At 66.2% G+C, this 14,670-nt stretch carries 9 protein-coding genes, 1 tRNA gene and 1 pseudogene; 5 read left to right on the forward strand and 6 right to left on the reverse strand.

The features are described from left to right. Window positions 1-35 precede the first annotated feature (35 nt). On the forward strand, window positions 36-1,124 hold the full coding sequence (locus J2S57_RS29455) for a hypothetical protein (protein ID WP_307249053.1): 1,089 nt from the start codon (window positions 36-38) through the stop codon (window positions 1,122-1,124). Window positions 1,125-1,213: 89 nt separating this feature from the next. Continuing rightward, the gene (locus J2S57_RS29460; RefSeq protein WP_307249055.1) at window positions 1,214-2,047 is read left to right on the forward strand and encodes a PhzF family phenazine biosynthesis protein; all 834 of its coding nucleotides are present in this window, start codon (window positions 1,214-1,216) and stop codon (window positions 2,045-2,047) included. 67 nt (window positions 2,048-2,114) lie between these two features. On the opposite strand, the gene J2S57_RS29465 is transcribed toward J2S57_RS29460, so the two are convergent. From J2S57_RS29465 to J2S57_RS29475, 3 genes are all read right to left on the reverse strand, one after another. Further along, window positions 2,115-3,086 carry a TerC family protein gene (locus J2S57_RS29465; protein WP_370882516.1) on the reverse strand — a complete coding sequence of 324 codons (972 nt, stop codon included), beginning with the start codon at window positions 3,084-3,086 and terminating at the stop codon, window positions 2,115-2,117. Between the two features lie 221 nt (window positions 3,087-3,307). Continuing rightward, entirely contained in the window at window positions 3,308-3,880 is a 573-nt protein-coding gene (locus tag J2S57_RS29470) for a TetR/AcrR family transcriptional regulator (protein WP_307249058.1), read from the reverse strand. Beyond that, window positions 3,877-4,548, reverse strand: coding sequence for a DsbA family oxidoreductase (locus tag J2S57_RS29475; RefSeq protein ID WP_307249061.1), 672 nt, complete (start codon window positions 4,546-4,548; stop codon window positions 3,877-3,879). The genes J2S57_RS29470 and J2S57_RS29475 overlap by 4 nt, the downstream gene beginning before the upstream one ends. Before the next feature lie 331 nt (window positions 4,549-4,879). On the opposite strand from J2S57_RS29475, the gene J2S57_RS29480 reads away from it, so the two are divergent. Then, window positions 4,880-4,964 (forward strand) — tRNA-Leu (locus J2S57_RS29480). Here J2S57_RS29480 and J2S57_RS29485 read toward each other — a convergent pair. Next, a complete protein-coding gene (locus tag J2S57_RS29485; protein WP_307249063.1) occupies window positions 4,946-6,619 on the reverse strand; it encodes a recombinase family protein in 1,674 nt (557 codons plus the stop codon). The two genes, J2S57_RS29480 and J2S57_RS29485, sit on opposite strands and share 19 nt — an antisense overlap. A 591-nt stretch (window positions 6,620-7,210) precedes the next feature. On the opposite strand from J2S57_RS29485, the pseudogene J2S57_RS29490 reads away from it, so the two are divergent. Both J2S57_RS29490 and J2S57_RS29495 read left to right on the forward strand, forming a co-directional pair. Beyond that, window positions 7,211-8,470 (forward strand): annotated as a pseudogene (locus J2S57_RS29490) (IS256 family transposase). A 116-nt stretch (window positions 8,471-8,586) separates the two neighbouring features. Further along, window positions 8,587-10,137: an ISL3 family transposase gene (locus tag J2S57_RS29495; RefSeq protein ID WP_307249065.1), complete on the forward strand. Its 1,551-nt coding sequence runs from the start codon at window positions 8,587-8,589 to the stop codon at window positions 10,135-10,137. Window positions 10,138-10,333: 196 nt separating this feature from the next. On the opposite strand, the gene J2S57_RS29500 is transcribed toward J2S57_RS29495, so the two are convergent. Continuing rightward, entirely contained in the window at window positions 10,334-13,954 is a 3,621-nt protein-coding gene (locus J2S57_RS29500) for a hypothetical protein (RefSeq protein WP_307249067.1), read from the reverse strand. Then, window positions 13,947-14,531, reverse strand: coding sequence for a hypothetical protein (locus J2S57_RS29505; protein WP_307249069.1), 585 nt, complete (start codon window positions 14,529-14,531; stop codon window positions 13,947-13,949). The genes J2S57_RS29500 and J2S57_RS29505 overlap by 8 nt, the downstream gene beginning before the upstream one ends. Window positions 14,532-14,670 lie beyond the last annotated feature (139 nt).

Raw genomic sequence — 14,670 nt, forward strand, 5'->3', positions numbered from 1 at the left:
GCGGGCGAAGCTGCCGGCCACTCGGGAATGGACGCATGACCACCTCCACGCTGCGGTACGCGCTCGTGAGCGCACTGGTGACGTTGGGTCTGATCGTGGGCACCGCCTCGAGCGGCTCCGCCGCGACCTCGCCCACCCTGACCGCGAAGAAGACCAAGGCCGCCGTCGTCTTCGGCTCCGGCCTGAAGGCCGCCTCGACCGAGCAGCCGTGCCAGAGTGGCTCGGCCGCCTGTGCGAGCAGCAAGCCGCAGCTGAGCCTGGCCTGGTCCAGCGCCGCCAGCACGGCCGGCTGCAGGTTCCGCCTCGACGTGGACTGGGGCGACGGCAAGGCCGTGCAGAGCGTGAAGCTGTCCGGCTCCGAGCAGGCCAAGGTCTGGACGGTCACGCACAACTACGCGGGCAACGTCGCGGCCCGCCGGGCGTACGCGATCGGCGCGACCGCGACCGTGCTGGCGGACCCGCAGGCCCGCGGCTGCAGCATCGAGTCGGCCGGCCTCACCTTCACCCTGATGTGCACCCCGACCCAGCTGGTCAGCACCGCCTGGGGCGCGAAGTTCCCCGGCGGCGACAGCGACATCAGCCACCTCAACGACACGTTCCGCCCGGGGGTGGAGAAGTTCGTCGCCGCGATGACCAAGGCCGGCATCACCGTCTCGCCGCAGTCGACGCTGCGCTCGCCCCAGCGGTCGTACCTGATGCACTACTCGTACAAGGTCGCGAAGAAGCAGATCACCCCGGCGCAGGTGCCCGCCTACACCCCCGTCGCCGGGGAGAAGGCGCCCAAGGTCTGCTGGGTGTTCCGCAGCACCACGGGTGCCCTCGACAACACGACCGCCGTGAGGGCCGCGTCCACCCTGCTCAGCTCGATGGGTGTCGACCCGAGCCTGAAGACGCCACCGGCTCTTCGCAGCCGTCACAACACCGGTGACGCCATCGACATGCGCACGACCTGGACCGCGTCCACCATCAAGATCAAGACGGCGGACGGCAAGACCGTGACGATCAGCTCCGGCCCCAAGGACGGCACCAACGCACGGCTGATGGCCGTGGGAGCCAGCTACGGCGTCAACCATTTCGCCCCGGCCGCCGTGGACCGCAACCACTGGTCGAGCGACGGGCGCTGAGCCCGCCCGACGACGTGGCGACAGCCCGCAGGTGCGGGCTGTCGCCGGATGCTTGACGGCCGAAATGGCCGGATTGCAGACTGCTTCGCATGCAGGTACAGCGGATCAGCGCCTTCACCCGTGATCCCGGGGGCGGCAACCCGGCCGGCGTGGTGATCTCCGACCAGCTCCCCGACGAGGCCACCATGCAACGTGTGGCCGCCGAGGTGGGTTACTCCGAGACCGCTTTCGTCGCGGTGCGGCCGGGCACCACCGCGGCCGACGTGCGTTACTTCAGCCCCGAGCGCGAGGTCGAGTTCTGCGGCCACGCCACGATCGCCAGTGCGGTCGCTCTGGCCGAGATCCACGGCCCGGCCACGTTCGAGTTCCACACCCGGGCCGGGCTGGTCCCCGTCAGCACCGCCGTCGACGACGGGCACCCGCTCGCCACGCTGACGTCGGTCAGCCCACAGGTGCACCCGGTGCCCGACGACCTGCTCGCCCGGCTGCTGCCCCTGCTCGGCTGGAGCGAGGACGACCTCGATCCCGACCTGTCCCCGGCCCTGAGTTATGCCGGCGCCTGGCATTTCGTGGCCGGGCTGCGCGAGCTGCCGCGGTTGGAGGCGCTGGAGTACGACTTCGCCGGGGTGCGCGAGCTGATGCTCAAGCACGGCCTCACCACTCTGCAGCTGGTGCACCGCACCGGGCCCTCCCGGTTCCGGGCCCGCAACCCGTTCCCGGTCGGCGGGGTCGTCGAAGACCCGGCCACCGGTGCCGCCGCGGCCGCGCTCGGCGCCTATCTGCGGCACTTCGGGCTCCTCGAGCTCCCGGCGCGGCTCACGATCACCCAGGGCGTCGAGATGGGACGCCCCAGCACCCTTCACGTGGACGTCCCGGTGGACGGGGGCATCCGGGTGAGCGGGAACGCCCGCCGGATCGACTGAGCCGGGCGCCCCTTCGGTGACCGAGGCCGCCCCCGGTGCACGGGAACGGCCCCGGTGACCAGAAGCGTCACGCGAGCGGTCGCGCGTCCTCGATCCCGGGCTCGTCGTTCTGATCGCCGCCCTGCTGACCGCGGGTGCTGCGCAGGCTCCAGACGATGGAGACGGTGATCGTGACCACGATGACGCCGAGGGTGAGCGGGATCGGGAGCTTGCCCACCGGCGTCTCGGACAGGATGAGCTTGAGCCCGGCGAAGGCCAGCAGCACCGCGAGGCCGTAGTGCAGGTGCACGAAGCGCCGCAGCAGGCCGGCCAGGCAGAAGTACAGGCTGCGCAGGCCCAGGATGGCGAAGGCGTTGGCGCTCCAGACGATGAAGGTGCTGGTGGTGATGGCCAGGATCGCGGCGACCGAGTCGATCGCGAAGATGATGTCGGTGGCCTCGATCGCGATCAGCACCACAAACAGCAGGGTGGCGACGCGCTTTCCGTTCCGGCGCACGAAGAACTTCTCGCCGTGGTACTCCGGGCTGGTCGGGATGACGCGGCGCACCAGGCGCACGACCGGGTTCTTGTCGGGCGCGGCCTGCTCACCGTGGCTGAACGCCATCTTGTAGCCGGTCCAGATCAGGAACGCGCCGAAGACGTAGGCGGTCCAGAAGAACGTCTCGAGCAGGCCGGCGCCGACGAAGATGAAGGCCAGGCGCAGCACCAGCGCGCTGATCACGCCCCAGAAGAGCACCTTGTGCTGGTAGGCGTCGGGCACCGCGAAATGCGTGAAGATCAGCGCGAAAACGAACACGTTGTCGATCGACAGCGCCTTCTCGATCAGGTAGCCGGCGTAGTAGGTGCCGGCGACGTCGCCGCCCTGCCAGAGCCAGAGCACCACGCCGAACAGCAGACCGGCGGCGACCCAGATCGCCGACCAGATCGCGGCCTCACGGAAGCCGATGACGTGGTTGTCGCGGTGCAGGAACAGGTCGACGGCCAGCATGGCACCGACAGCCAGCATGAGAGCGGCCCAGACCCACAGGGACACGTCCAACGGTGAACACCTCTCGTCCACACCCCGTTTCGACGAGGTGATGCTGGACGAAGGTCTCCCCGGGCCGCCTTTCGGACGGCTCGCACCACCGGGGCCCGGATGGCCAGGCCCGTAGTGACGACGGTGCGCCGGAACGTCGGGTACTCCCCTTCGAACTGCTACTGAGGATTCCTGACGTCCGGCGTCCCGTCAACCGGTGATGTCCTTGGCTTTTGGTTCGCTCAGCGAACCACGCGGAGGCCGTCGAGGATGAAACCGAGGCGGCGCTCGTACTGCTCGCGGGTCTGCTGGTCGCAGGCCCGGATCACCACGCCGCGTTCGAGGATCAAGGTGTTGAGGTCGTCGGGGGTGAGGTCCGGGCGCACGACACCGGCCCGCTGCGCCTCCTCCAGGACCTCGGCCGCGAAATCCTGTGCCTTGCAGCAGAGTTGGCTCAGGGGCTCGGAATCGGGCAGGCTCCGCATGAGCACGTCGTTGGCCGCGGGCTCGTCGAACTGCAGCAGCCAGATGCCGGTGAGGTAGTGCGCGAACCGCTCCCACGCGTCGCCCATTGTGCCTGCGGTGGTGACGATTCCGGCGATTCGCTCGGCGACCAGGTCGTCCACCACCGCGTCGATCAGGCCGCGCCGACCCCCGAAGCGGTGATAGATGGTTCCCTTGCTCACCCCGGCGGCCCGGGCCACCTCGTCGAGCGGGGTGGTCAGGCCGCCGGCGCGGAAGACGTCCAGGGCGGCGCGGCGGATGCCCTCGGTGTTGCGGCGGGCGTCCGCGCGCTGTCCTTGCGGCGCACTCATCCCGCGGCGCGGTCCTGCCACGACAGGTCGAGGGCGCGGCGGAACAGCTCGACCGGCTGGGCGCCGGAAACCGCACGCTTGCCGTCGAACACGAAGAACGGGACGCCGCTGATGCCCAGCGCCTGGGCCTGCTCGATGTCGGCCCGGAAGTCGCTCTCGTAGGCGTCACTCCCCAGGACCTCGAGCGCCTTGGCCCGGTCGAGCCCGGCCTCCTCGGCCAGGTTCGCGAGCAGGTCGTGGTCGGAGACGTCGGCGCCCTCGGTGAACTCGGCCCGGAAGAGCCGCATGACCATGTCGTGCTCACGGCCCTGCGCCTTGGCGAAGTGGATGAGGCGGTGGGCGTCGCGGGTGTTCGTGACCAGCTGGTGCTCGAAGTGGTAATCGAGGCCGAGTTCGGCACCGCGGGCGGCGATCTGGGACTGCGAGGCCTGCAGCTGCTCGAGCGGGACGCCGACCTTGGTCTTGAGGTAGTCGCCGACCGGCATCGTCTTCAGGGCGTCAGGGTGGAGCTGGAAGCTGTGGTAGCGGATCTGGACGGAGGACGCCTGGGGGAAGTCCTTGAGGGCCTCCTTCAGATGGGCGTCGCCCAGGTAGCAGAACGGGCACACGACGTCGCTCCAGACGTCGACGACAACGGGCTCGGCGGCCGAGCCGAAGGCACTGGCCATCAGGCGCACACCCCGTCCACGTCGCAGACGTCCTGGGTGTTGTCGGACCCGAGCATGGTCAGGGTGGCGATCACCGGGCGGGTCGGCGTCCCGACCTTGTCCTCAGAACTTGACTCCATGGTCAAGAAGATTGCGCCTAATCTGACGGTGGCGTCAAGTTCTTCGCGTCACGTGCGGGCCTGCGGCATCTGGCGGCTCGCTGCATCGAAGGGCTTGCGGCATCACTGAAGCGCCCTGGTGGTGCGTTCACACCAGGACGTGCGTGAGCTGCCTCGGGGACATGCTAATGTTTTCCTCGTTCCCAGGGCAGCCCCTGGGGGCAAACACCTGAGTCCGGGTGGCGGAATGGCAGACGCGCTAGCTTGAGGTGCTAGTGCCCTTTATCGGGCGTGGGGGTTCAAGTCCCCCCTCGGACACTTACTCTGGTACACGTCCTGGCATCCACAGATGCCAGGATCAACCGGTTCTCGTCCTCGTAACTGAGGTGAAGGCCGAGCTGCACGTAGAGATCGCAACGGTCTTGTGGCTCGGCCTTTTTCAGCATCTGGGACACGGTTGAGAGCTGTTCCACCGCTTTCAGCAGATCGCTCCGGGTAACCCGAGTCGACGGATCTAGATCCACCAGCGCGAGTTCCAGCCCCGCCCGCTCCGCGGTGATCTCCCGGGTCCACTCGGCGATCATCACTGGATCTGTGCCCGCCTCCAGGGCCTCGCGATAGCGACGCAGCTTTCCCTCGCACACGGTCACCTGCTCGCGGAGAGCCTGCCGACGAGCCTCCAGCGCAGGATCCTCAGCTGCGGCCAGCAGCAGATCGACCGTCTTCTGACGTCGCGACGGAGAGAACAGGTCGTCGAGCCAGGCATCCAGGTGAGGAAGGATCTTGTCTTCGCGGACGTACACCGTTCGCGGATGTCCCGTCCTCGCAAGGTCGGTGTCGGCCGCCTTCAGCTTGCACCGGTAGTGCGACCGATGGTGATTCCAGCTCCCCTCCATGATCCGCCCGCAGCGTCCGCACGACAGCACGCCACGAAGGGCGTAATGACGCTGAGAACGACGTTCGGCTCGAGGACCGGTCATGGCCGAGTAGGTGGCTCTGTGCCGCCGTGCCTGCATCGCGATCTGGGTCTGCTTGAACAGGTCTTCATCCACGATGGCTTCGTGCATCTGCTTCGGTGAGATGATCCAGCTGTCCCGCGTATTCCAGCGCAGGCGCGTCTGGTGCCCCAGAGCGACGTCATTCACGTCGATCAGGACTTCCTCCTTGCGCTGCTTGTTCCACGCTTCGAAGCCCGTGTAGCGAGGATTCCTCAAGATGGCCTCGACGGTCGGTGCAACCCACGCTTCACCGCTGCGGTGCGCATTGCGGGAGCGATCGTGAGCCGACGGGCATGGAATCCGCTCGCGGTTGAGCTGGTTCGCGATCATGGTCATTCCCTGGCCGGACAGGTAGTCGCGAAAGATGCGGTTCACCACCGCCGCGGTCGCCGCATCGACGACCAGGCGGTGAGCCCTCAACCCGAGTGCGGCCTTACCCGGGTTGCGATGAGGCCCGGCATCTTCGAGCCGGTACCCGTACGGCGGCCGGCCTCCGAGATAGCGCCCCTCGTTGGTCGCCTGAGCGGTCATCGAGGTGCGCACGCGGATCTTGATGCGATTGCGCTCTCCTTTGGACATGCCTCCGTAGAGCGTCATGATCATCTCGTGCGCCTCGCTCCCCGGGTCTACGCGACCACCGATCTCGGGGACCCACAGCTCCACGTCGTAGTGGACGAAAAGCGGGAAGGTGAGACCAAACTGATTGCCGTAGAACGCGCGGGCGGGCTCACCGATCACGACCGCCTCGAATCCACGGGCGGAGTCCTGGAAGGTGTCCAGGAGCGCGGAGGCCTGCTTGCGGCGCCGCCAGGGCAATGCCCGCGTCTGGCCGATGTCGAAGAACTCCGCGACGATCTCCCCGCCCTGCGGCTCGATCAGGCTGCGTGAGCGCGACAGTTGCCACTGCCGTGAGGAGGCTGGATCCTGCTGGTCCTCCGTGGAGACCCTGCCGTAAAACGCGAAGCGCTTGCTCATTCCATTCTCTCCCCACAGTCGAACGTTTCGTCGACTGTGCCATGAGGCTCGGGCGGGGAGCCATCACCAACGGACGACCTGTGGATATCCCGCGCACCGTGGATACTCGGAGGCAGCGAGGAATCATCACTCAGCTCTCGCTCCATCCTGGACGAAAGCAGTATCTGAAGAAGAACCCTGGCTGACGCTGGCGTCAGCGTGGGCGCTTCCGTGGGCGGGACGAAGACGATGACCACTTTTGACCGTGGTTCTGATCCCTTTTCCGAGGGTCCAGACATTTCGTGGGCTCTTCCCTCCAGCAGGAAGACAGCGACCCTCACGAATCCGATCAGACCGCCCTGGGTCACCCACTATATGGAGCGATCTTGTTTCGCTAGGGTCGCCCCGAACCCGCACGAAAGGATCATTCATTCTGTCTCTGGATGGCCCCAATGCAACGAGAGGGAAATCAGTCGCTCCGGTCGCGAGACGTTCACAAAGTCTGTCGACGCTCAGGTAATTGGCCATCTCCGACACGATCGAGCCCATGACGGGGGCTCAGAGATCCACGAGTAGCGATAATCAGAAGCATGTTCGGGTGATGCAGGTGAGATCATCGGGCCATCCCTGCCTGGTGGGGAACAACAGCGTCTGGCCGTGGACCTGGTCGCCCAGCCGAAGGCCACCGGAGCGGAACTGGTCGGTCCGGAGGGCCTGCTGGCCCAGCTGACCAAGCGGGTTCTGGAGGTCGCGCTCGAGGCCGAGATGAGCGAGCGCTTCGGCTACGAGGCCCATGACCCCGGGGGCCGTAGTGGCCGTAACTCGCGCAATGGCCGGCGGGCCAAGACGGTCCTGACCGGTGTCGGGCCGGTCGAGATCAACGTCCCCGGACCGGGCTGCCTCGTTCGAGCCGGTGGTCGTGAAGAAGCGTCAGCGGCGTCTGGACTCGATCGGCCAGATCGTGTCGTCCCTCATGGCAAAAGGTTTGACCACCGGTGGAGGTCTCGGCGCACTTCGCCGAGATCTACGGCGCCAGTGCCGGCAAGGACCAGGTGTCGCGGATCACTGACGCGGTGATCGCTGAGATGGTCGAATGGCAGAACCAGCCCCTGGACCGCGTCTATCCGGTGGTCTTTGTCGATGCCCTGATGGTCAAGATCCGGGACGGAAAGGTCATCAACAGGCCGATTTACGTTGCGATTGGTGTCACGGTCAAGGGGGAACGCGACATCCTGGGGCTCTGGGCCGGAGAGGACTCCCAGGCCGGCGAAGGAGCGAAGTTCTGGCAGCAGGTCCTGACCGAGATCAGGAACCGGGGAGTCGAGGACATCCTCATGCTCGTGTGTGACGGACTGAAAGGATTGCCCGCATCCGTCAGCAACGTCTGGCCGAACACGATCGTCCAGACCTGCGTCGTTCATCTGCTGCGCAACAGTTTTCGTTACGCGCCCCGTCAGGTCTGGGACAAGTCGCCAAGGACCTGCGGCCCATTTACAGCGCCGCGACCGAGGCGGCGGCCGAGCGACTGGAGGACTTCGACGAGGCCTGGGGCCACCGCTACCCGGCCATCACCCGGCTCTGGCGCTCAGTGTGGGCCGAGTTCGTTCCGTTCCTGCAGTTCGACGTCGAGATCCGCAGGATCATCTGCACGATCAACGCGATCGAGTCGCTGAACTCCCGCTACCGGCGCGCGGTGAACGCCCGTGGGCATTTCCCGACCGAGCAGGCTGCGATGAAGTGCTGTACTTGGTGACTCGTTCCTTGGACCCGACCGGCCGGGGTAGGGCAAAGTGGGTCGTCAGGTGGAAGCCCGCCCTCGACGCCTTCGCGAACATCTTTGAAGGCCGCCTCACCCCGGCCAGCGCCAACTAATCAACGCTGGGTCGCGATCCACCGTTACTCGGGCTCTGGCGCAAACGCGGTGGTCGATTTCAGGTGAATTGCGTTCTATGTGATCTTGACCTGTGGGCGGTGTTGATCTTGGGCGTGTGCTGTTTCCAGAGCTGGCGGTTGGGGTTGAAGGTGTTCTTGAGGACGGCGATGGGTTACGGATCCAGCTGGTCTCCGCGGCCGCGGAGGCGTTCTGCCCCTCGTGCAGCGCTCTGTCGCGCGGGACGCATGGCTGGTGCCGCCGCCGGCTGAAAGATGTCGCCATATTGGGTAGAAGCGACTTGCTGGAGCTACGTTTTTGCAGGTTCGTCTGCATCGAGAACGACTGCTCGCGCAGGACGTTCCGGGAACAGATCCCGGGTCTGGCTCGCCGCTGGGCTCGACGGACCGAGCGGGTCACGTCCATGATCGCCGGGTTCGGTTTCCTGGCCGCCAGACGTGCGGGTTCCCGGCTGCTGGAATCAGCGGGGATCAGGATCTCACGCGATACCGTGCTGCGAGTCGTTATGAGCCTGGCGCTGCCGTTCGAGCAGGCCCAGGCTGTTGGGGAGCCGGTCCCGGCCGTGCTCGGCGTCGATGACGTCGCGATCCGCAAGGGCCACAGCTACGCCACGATCATCATCGACGCCACCACCCATCGTCCCTTGGATCTTCTACCTGACCGGCTCTCCGAGCCCCTGGCCACCTGGCTCCGGGCCCACCCTGGGGTTGCGATTGCCTGCCGCGGCGGATCGAACGCCTGCGCTGAGGCCATCCGGGACGATGCACCTGAGGCAGTCCAGGTGAACGATCGCTGGCACCTGTGGCGCGGGCTGGGTGAAGCGGTCGAGAAGGTCGTGACCGCGCACGCCGCATGCTGGCGGTCCGCCGCAGGGCAGACGCTGAAAGCGCCTCCGAAGAATAAGGTCTGCGCTGCCACTGTGTTGGCGGAACGGACGGCCGAGCGGCACCGGATGGCTCATGACCTTCTCGCGCAGGGCCTGAGCATGATGGAATGCCGGCGAAGACTTGGCTGGGGCCTGAACACGGTGAACAGGTATGCCCGGGCGGCCACGGCCCAGGAACTGCAGAAGCCACCGCGCTACCGGGCCACCCTCGTCGATCCCTATCGTGATCACCTACGCCGGCGCCTGATCGAGGAGCCGACGGTTGCTCTCACGCATCTGCTGGCCGAAATCCGCGAGCAGCGATACCCCGGCAGCGCGAACCTTCTGTTTCGCTACATCAATCAGGGCAGGCTGGATCTGGAGCACCCACCGGCCAGACCCCGCAAGGTCACCTCCTGGATGATGACCGATCCCACCAACCTCGGCGCACACGACGCGCTTCGCCTGAAGGAAGTTCTGGACCTCTGTCCCGATCTGAACCAATCAGCCTTTCTGATAGCCCAGTTCGCGCACATGATGATGAACCGAACCAGCGAGAAGCTCACGGCCTGGATGGATGCGGCTGAAGCTCTCGGGCAGTCCGCCCTGAAAAGTTTCGTCACCGGGCTGCGTCAGGACCAGGGCGCGGTTACCGCCGCTCTGAGCCTGGAGCACAGTAACGGCCCGACCGAGGGCACGAACACGAAGATCAAGCTTCTGAAACGTCAAATTTATGGCAGGGCGGGCTTTCCGCTGCTCCGCCAACGCATCCTACTGAACTGAGGTGCCCTTCACCGTCCCCGGGCACCACCGTTTGTGCGCCAGAGCCGGTACTCGGACAGTCCCCACGAGATCTCATAATCACCATCATCTGATCATGCAAACCGCACCGTATCGTTACAAGACTTAGGAATTTGGACCAGACGCACATCACCGGCATGTCCGCAGTCAGCTACCGAAAGGGGCTCCTGATGCCTGGTCACGGGAGGTACCGGGTCAGGGTCTCGCCCACGACACGTGAACTCAGGTAGCGATTCACTGCGTGGTGCGAGTTGCCGTTGTCCACGGTGAACTCGTCGATACCGAACCAGATGCTGCGCAGGTCGGATCCGCCGCTGGTGACCGGGTCGGCGGGGTCGCGCACGTTGACCCAGCGTCCGACGTTTGGCGGTATGCCCTCGGCAATTCCGAATGTGGGTTCGGGCAGCTTTTCACGCACAAGGGGGTGGCCGAGGATCGACCCTGTGGTCAGGAGCAGCCCGATGTGGCGGTGCGGGTGCTGGCGGAGGTACTCAAGGGCCAGGACTGATCCGAGTCCGTGGCCGATGAGGATCTCGGGCCCGTACGAGAGCGACTGGGCGAGGTGAGCGTCGGTCTCGCGCTTGATCAGGCTGTCGCTGAGATACCAGCCGACCTGATCGAGAGTTGTTGTGGTCAGTGAGTTCCGGCGCTGGTCCTTACTTCGCTGCAGTCGATCGTAGGTCACCAGCCGAATCCGTGGTGGACGGTTGCTGGCGCCGGCCCGGACCAAACCGTCGGCCGTGGCCTGCTCCAGGTCTGCACGTAGGACCGCCGCGCCTGTCTGGTCGTGATCGGCGCCCGGCAGGATCGTGATCGGGGGCAACGCCTCGCGGAGTGCCTTGATGTCCGCCTCGGTCCCGCCCGGCACGGTGCCCCAGGCCGGAAGCCGCAGCCCGTTGCGGGCGGTGACGAAGTACCTGACGAACGCGTCCCTCTCCAGGTTACCCAGCCGTGCGTGCACGTTCTCGTCGATCAGGAGGACCAGAGAGGCTGAGCTGGACAACTGCGAGATCAGGCGGGCCTGAGGTGAGTCCGCCAGTCGTCGGGCCCGGCTGAACGCGGGACCCCCCAGTCTGGCGTCGGTCCTGTTTTCCCAGACCTCGCCCATGGTGATGGCCAGGCGGCCTGGGGGTAGGACGCTACCTTCTGGCTGCTGTCGCAGTTTGCGGGCGTAGTTCCGTGCCCAGGACAAGATCAGGCCCGGCGCCATGACGTGCTGAGGCCAGATCGCCACGTACCAGTCATCCAGTAGCAACGTCTCGCGTTTTGCTGGTGGGAGGCCCGTTTCGGAGGAGGCCGCAAGCAGCCAGCCACGGAGATCCTGGCCCGCCCGGGAACGCTCGGCCGGATTCAGGCCAGGCGTGGGCCCAGACGTGGTGAAGGCGACCAGCTGCTCGGGCACTTCACTGATGCCGGAGCCGACCTCGTCGTGATGACGGGGGTCATCCCCGACCGGCTGATGGTCGATGTATCCGGCATCCAGACCAATCAGGAAGTCCTGATCAGCGGGATCCACGACGCGGGCGTAGTCGGCTAGGAACAAGACGAGTCCCCGGGCGCGAGCGAGATCTGCTCGCGTCACCGCGAGGACCGCACGCACCAACCTTCGGGCCAGGGGCAGGTCGTCGAGGTACGGCGAGGTCTCGGACGCGGTGAGCAGATCCGTCAAATAGGCGACGGTCACAGTGTCCGATTCCACCTGCTCGTCGACGTCCAGGACAACGGCGCCCAGGCGCTGCAATCTGCTGGCCGCGGGGTGGCTGGAACGGGAAACGGCTACGACATGGGTGCCCGGTACCCGACTCAACAGTGCGAGGGTCTCCACCGTTTCCTGAAAGCCGTGAGTGAGCATGTCGTCCAGTGCGTCCACGACAATGCGGGTCTTCCCTGTCGCGTGGCCACGCTGGGCCAGAGCTACTTCGATGGCCCCTGGATCATCATGACCGGACTCCAGGCCCAGCGCCTGCCCGATGCGATGCAGCACTCCATCGCTGTCCAGTCCGTTGGCATAGACGGCGATATCGGCCCACCCGATCGGCGGGCGCAACGATCGAGGAATCTCACGCAACGAGGCCCGGTGCTGGTCGGCGAACTCGCGGTCGCCGAAGGCCACCAGGTAGTCGATCAGCACGGACTTCCCGCTCCAGGCGCTGCCGGTGAGCAGGATCAGGTCTGCGACGGGTGGCTCCCTGAGCAGGTCCTGGATGATCCGGGAGCGGGCGATCACGCGCCATGGCTGCTCCGATGTGCGATCTCCGGGAGCCCAGTGCTCGAGCAGCCCTTGCCTCGGCGGGAGCGGGCCATGGCTGGGATTGGGCAGACATGGATGCGGCGCGAGAAGGTCCCCCACGGCGTGGACGTCCCACTCGTCGTGCCCCAGGCTCCGTTCCAGCGCATCATTCAGATCGCGGACGGAAAAGTAGGGTTTCGCGGGATCGTACTGCTCGAGCTGCCTCCGCAGCGGCGAGATAAACCCTTGACGGTTCGGCGATTCCCGAACGGCCCCGGTCGCGGTCACCACGATCCATCCGGGCGGAAGACCCAACACACTCGGATCCCTCAGTACCGTGCCGGCCCGCTCGGTGTCGAGCAGCAGCAACAGTCGCCCGACCCGGCTCTCCCGGAGCAGCTGAATGAGATCAGCCAGCTGGATGCCAGGCCTGCCTTGGGCATCCAGCAGGACCGGGCCGTGGGTGCCTTGTCGGGTCGAGACGGCCAGATGGATCACGACCGCGTCCGCGGATGTCCAGGCCCGGCTGGCATCGCTGAGAAATGTGAGTAGTTCGGACACATCGTTGGCCGTGTTCCGACTGAAAGTCCGGAATGCTCGCGTGCCGAGCACACCGGGGGTTGCCAGCCACGACTCCAGCTCGGCACTTTCCACTGCAGCCATGGCTTGCAGGGCAACGTTTTTCAGCGTGATAGAGATGACTTGCCGCGGACGGTGCCGGGGTTGACGGCCTGCATCGACACTGACCACGTAGCGCCGCCCGGCCAGGGTGCGCAGCCGCACCTCACGTCCGAGGCGCGGCAAGGCGACGCTGGTTCCGGGGGAAGCCTCGACGACTTGGCTGGCGTCCCCCCAGCGCACCTCGAGTACCGGAGGGTCGGTGTCCGGCAGCTCTATTCGCTGTTCCATCGGGTCGGAAGGTGACGGTGAATCGAAGGTGAGCCCTGCATCATCCATCGAGATCTTCAGGCTCAGTTGTGACGCGGCGGCGCTGAACGTGGCAGCGCCCAGCCCAAAGGTGCGGCTTCCGATCAGGCCGGGCGGAATGCGGCGTTCCAGAACGATGGTCGCGAGCCGGAGAGTCTCTTGGGCTGCGTCGGTGGCCAGTGCCCTGGCCGGCAGCCGCCGTGCTGCCTGCCGGAACCAGCGCAGCAGGTCAGGCCCATCGGGCCCAGTCACGCTGGCCAGGACGGTAGCCATAGCGTCACCGACTGCGCGCGTGTCACCCGTGATCGCAGCCCAGATCACCTTTTCTTCAAGGCGGATCAGAGCGGAGTGCTCTTGGTGTAGGTCCAGCACGATCGAGCGTGCGGCCGGGGCTTGAGGGTGATCGGTCAGCTGGGCTCTGAGCTGTTCACTCACCTCGGGGCGCAACGTAATGCCGGAGGTCGACGCCGAGGCCACCAGCGGCCCGAACCATAATTCTGACTCCGCACCCGCGTCCAACTTCGGTAGCAACCGTAGCCGCACTCTTCGCAGCAGTGCCGGCTCGACGATCGTGGCCACCGAGACCAGCCGGGCCAGATCGAGGATCGGTTCCGGGACCTCGTCCAATTCAGGATCAGCCATGTCGGCGAACCACCTTCGGCAAGTCGTCCCAGGCGACCGTGAGAGCAGCCCCCGGGAGTCCCATACCCCTCTGCGGGACCAGCGCGACAACCTCTGCTGGCAGGGCACGCAGCCAGCGTGCCTTGCGTCTGGTGCCGAGGCTGGTGATCACGAGAACCGGTCGCTCTCTCGGTAGCTCGAGGGGAACGGGGTCATCGTCGATCCAACGGACAGCCGTGCTGGACATGCCAACAGTGTTCTGGATCTGCTCGAGCAGGAAGTCGACGTCGGCCAGGTACGGGATCATGGCCGGGCCGATGTCAGCGACCACTGTCACGCCCTGGCTCAGCGAGCGTTCGTGCTCGTAGGGGATGCACCGGAGTGGAGAACAGCGGGCCACGGCGCGGATCAGGCGCGGTAAGTCTGGCCGGGTACTGCGCCGCGGTCTGGCCAGGAGGGCGGTGACGGCCGGTCGGATCCGCGAGGGTGAAAGTGGTGGCTCGTAGGGCAGTTCGGGTGTTGGCTGATCGTGCGCACGCAGTATCGTCTCGGGTACGTCGATCTGCACAGGTGCCGGATCTGAGGCGATCTCAAGCACGGTGACCGCTGAACGGTGAGGTGCTGGCCCCGTCCAAGCTGGCGGTTTCGAAGGAGCGGGTACATGCTGCACCTGTGCCGACGCGGGCGCGCTCTGCGCCGGGGCATGGTCGGATGGGGGCAGAGCCTGCGTGGCCCGG

Source organism: Kineosporia succinea (assembly GCF_030811555.1).
GTDB classification, from domain to species: domain Bacteria; phylum Actinomycetota; class Actinomycetes; order Actinomycetales; family Kineosporiaceae; genus Kineosporia; species Kineosporia succinea.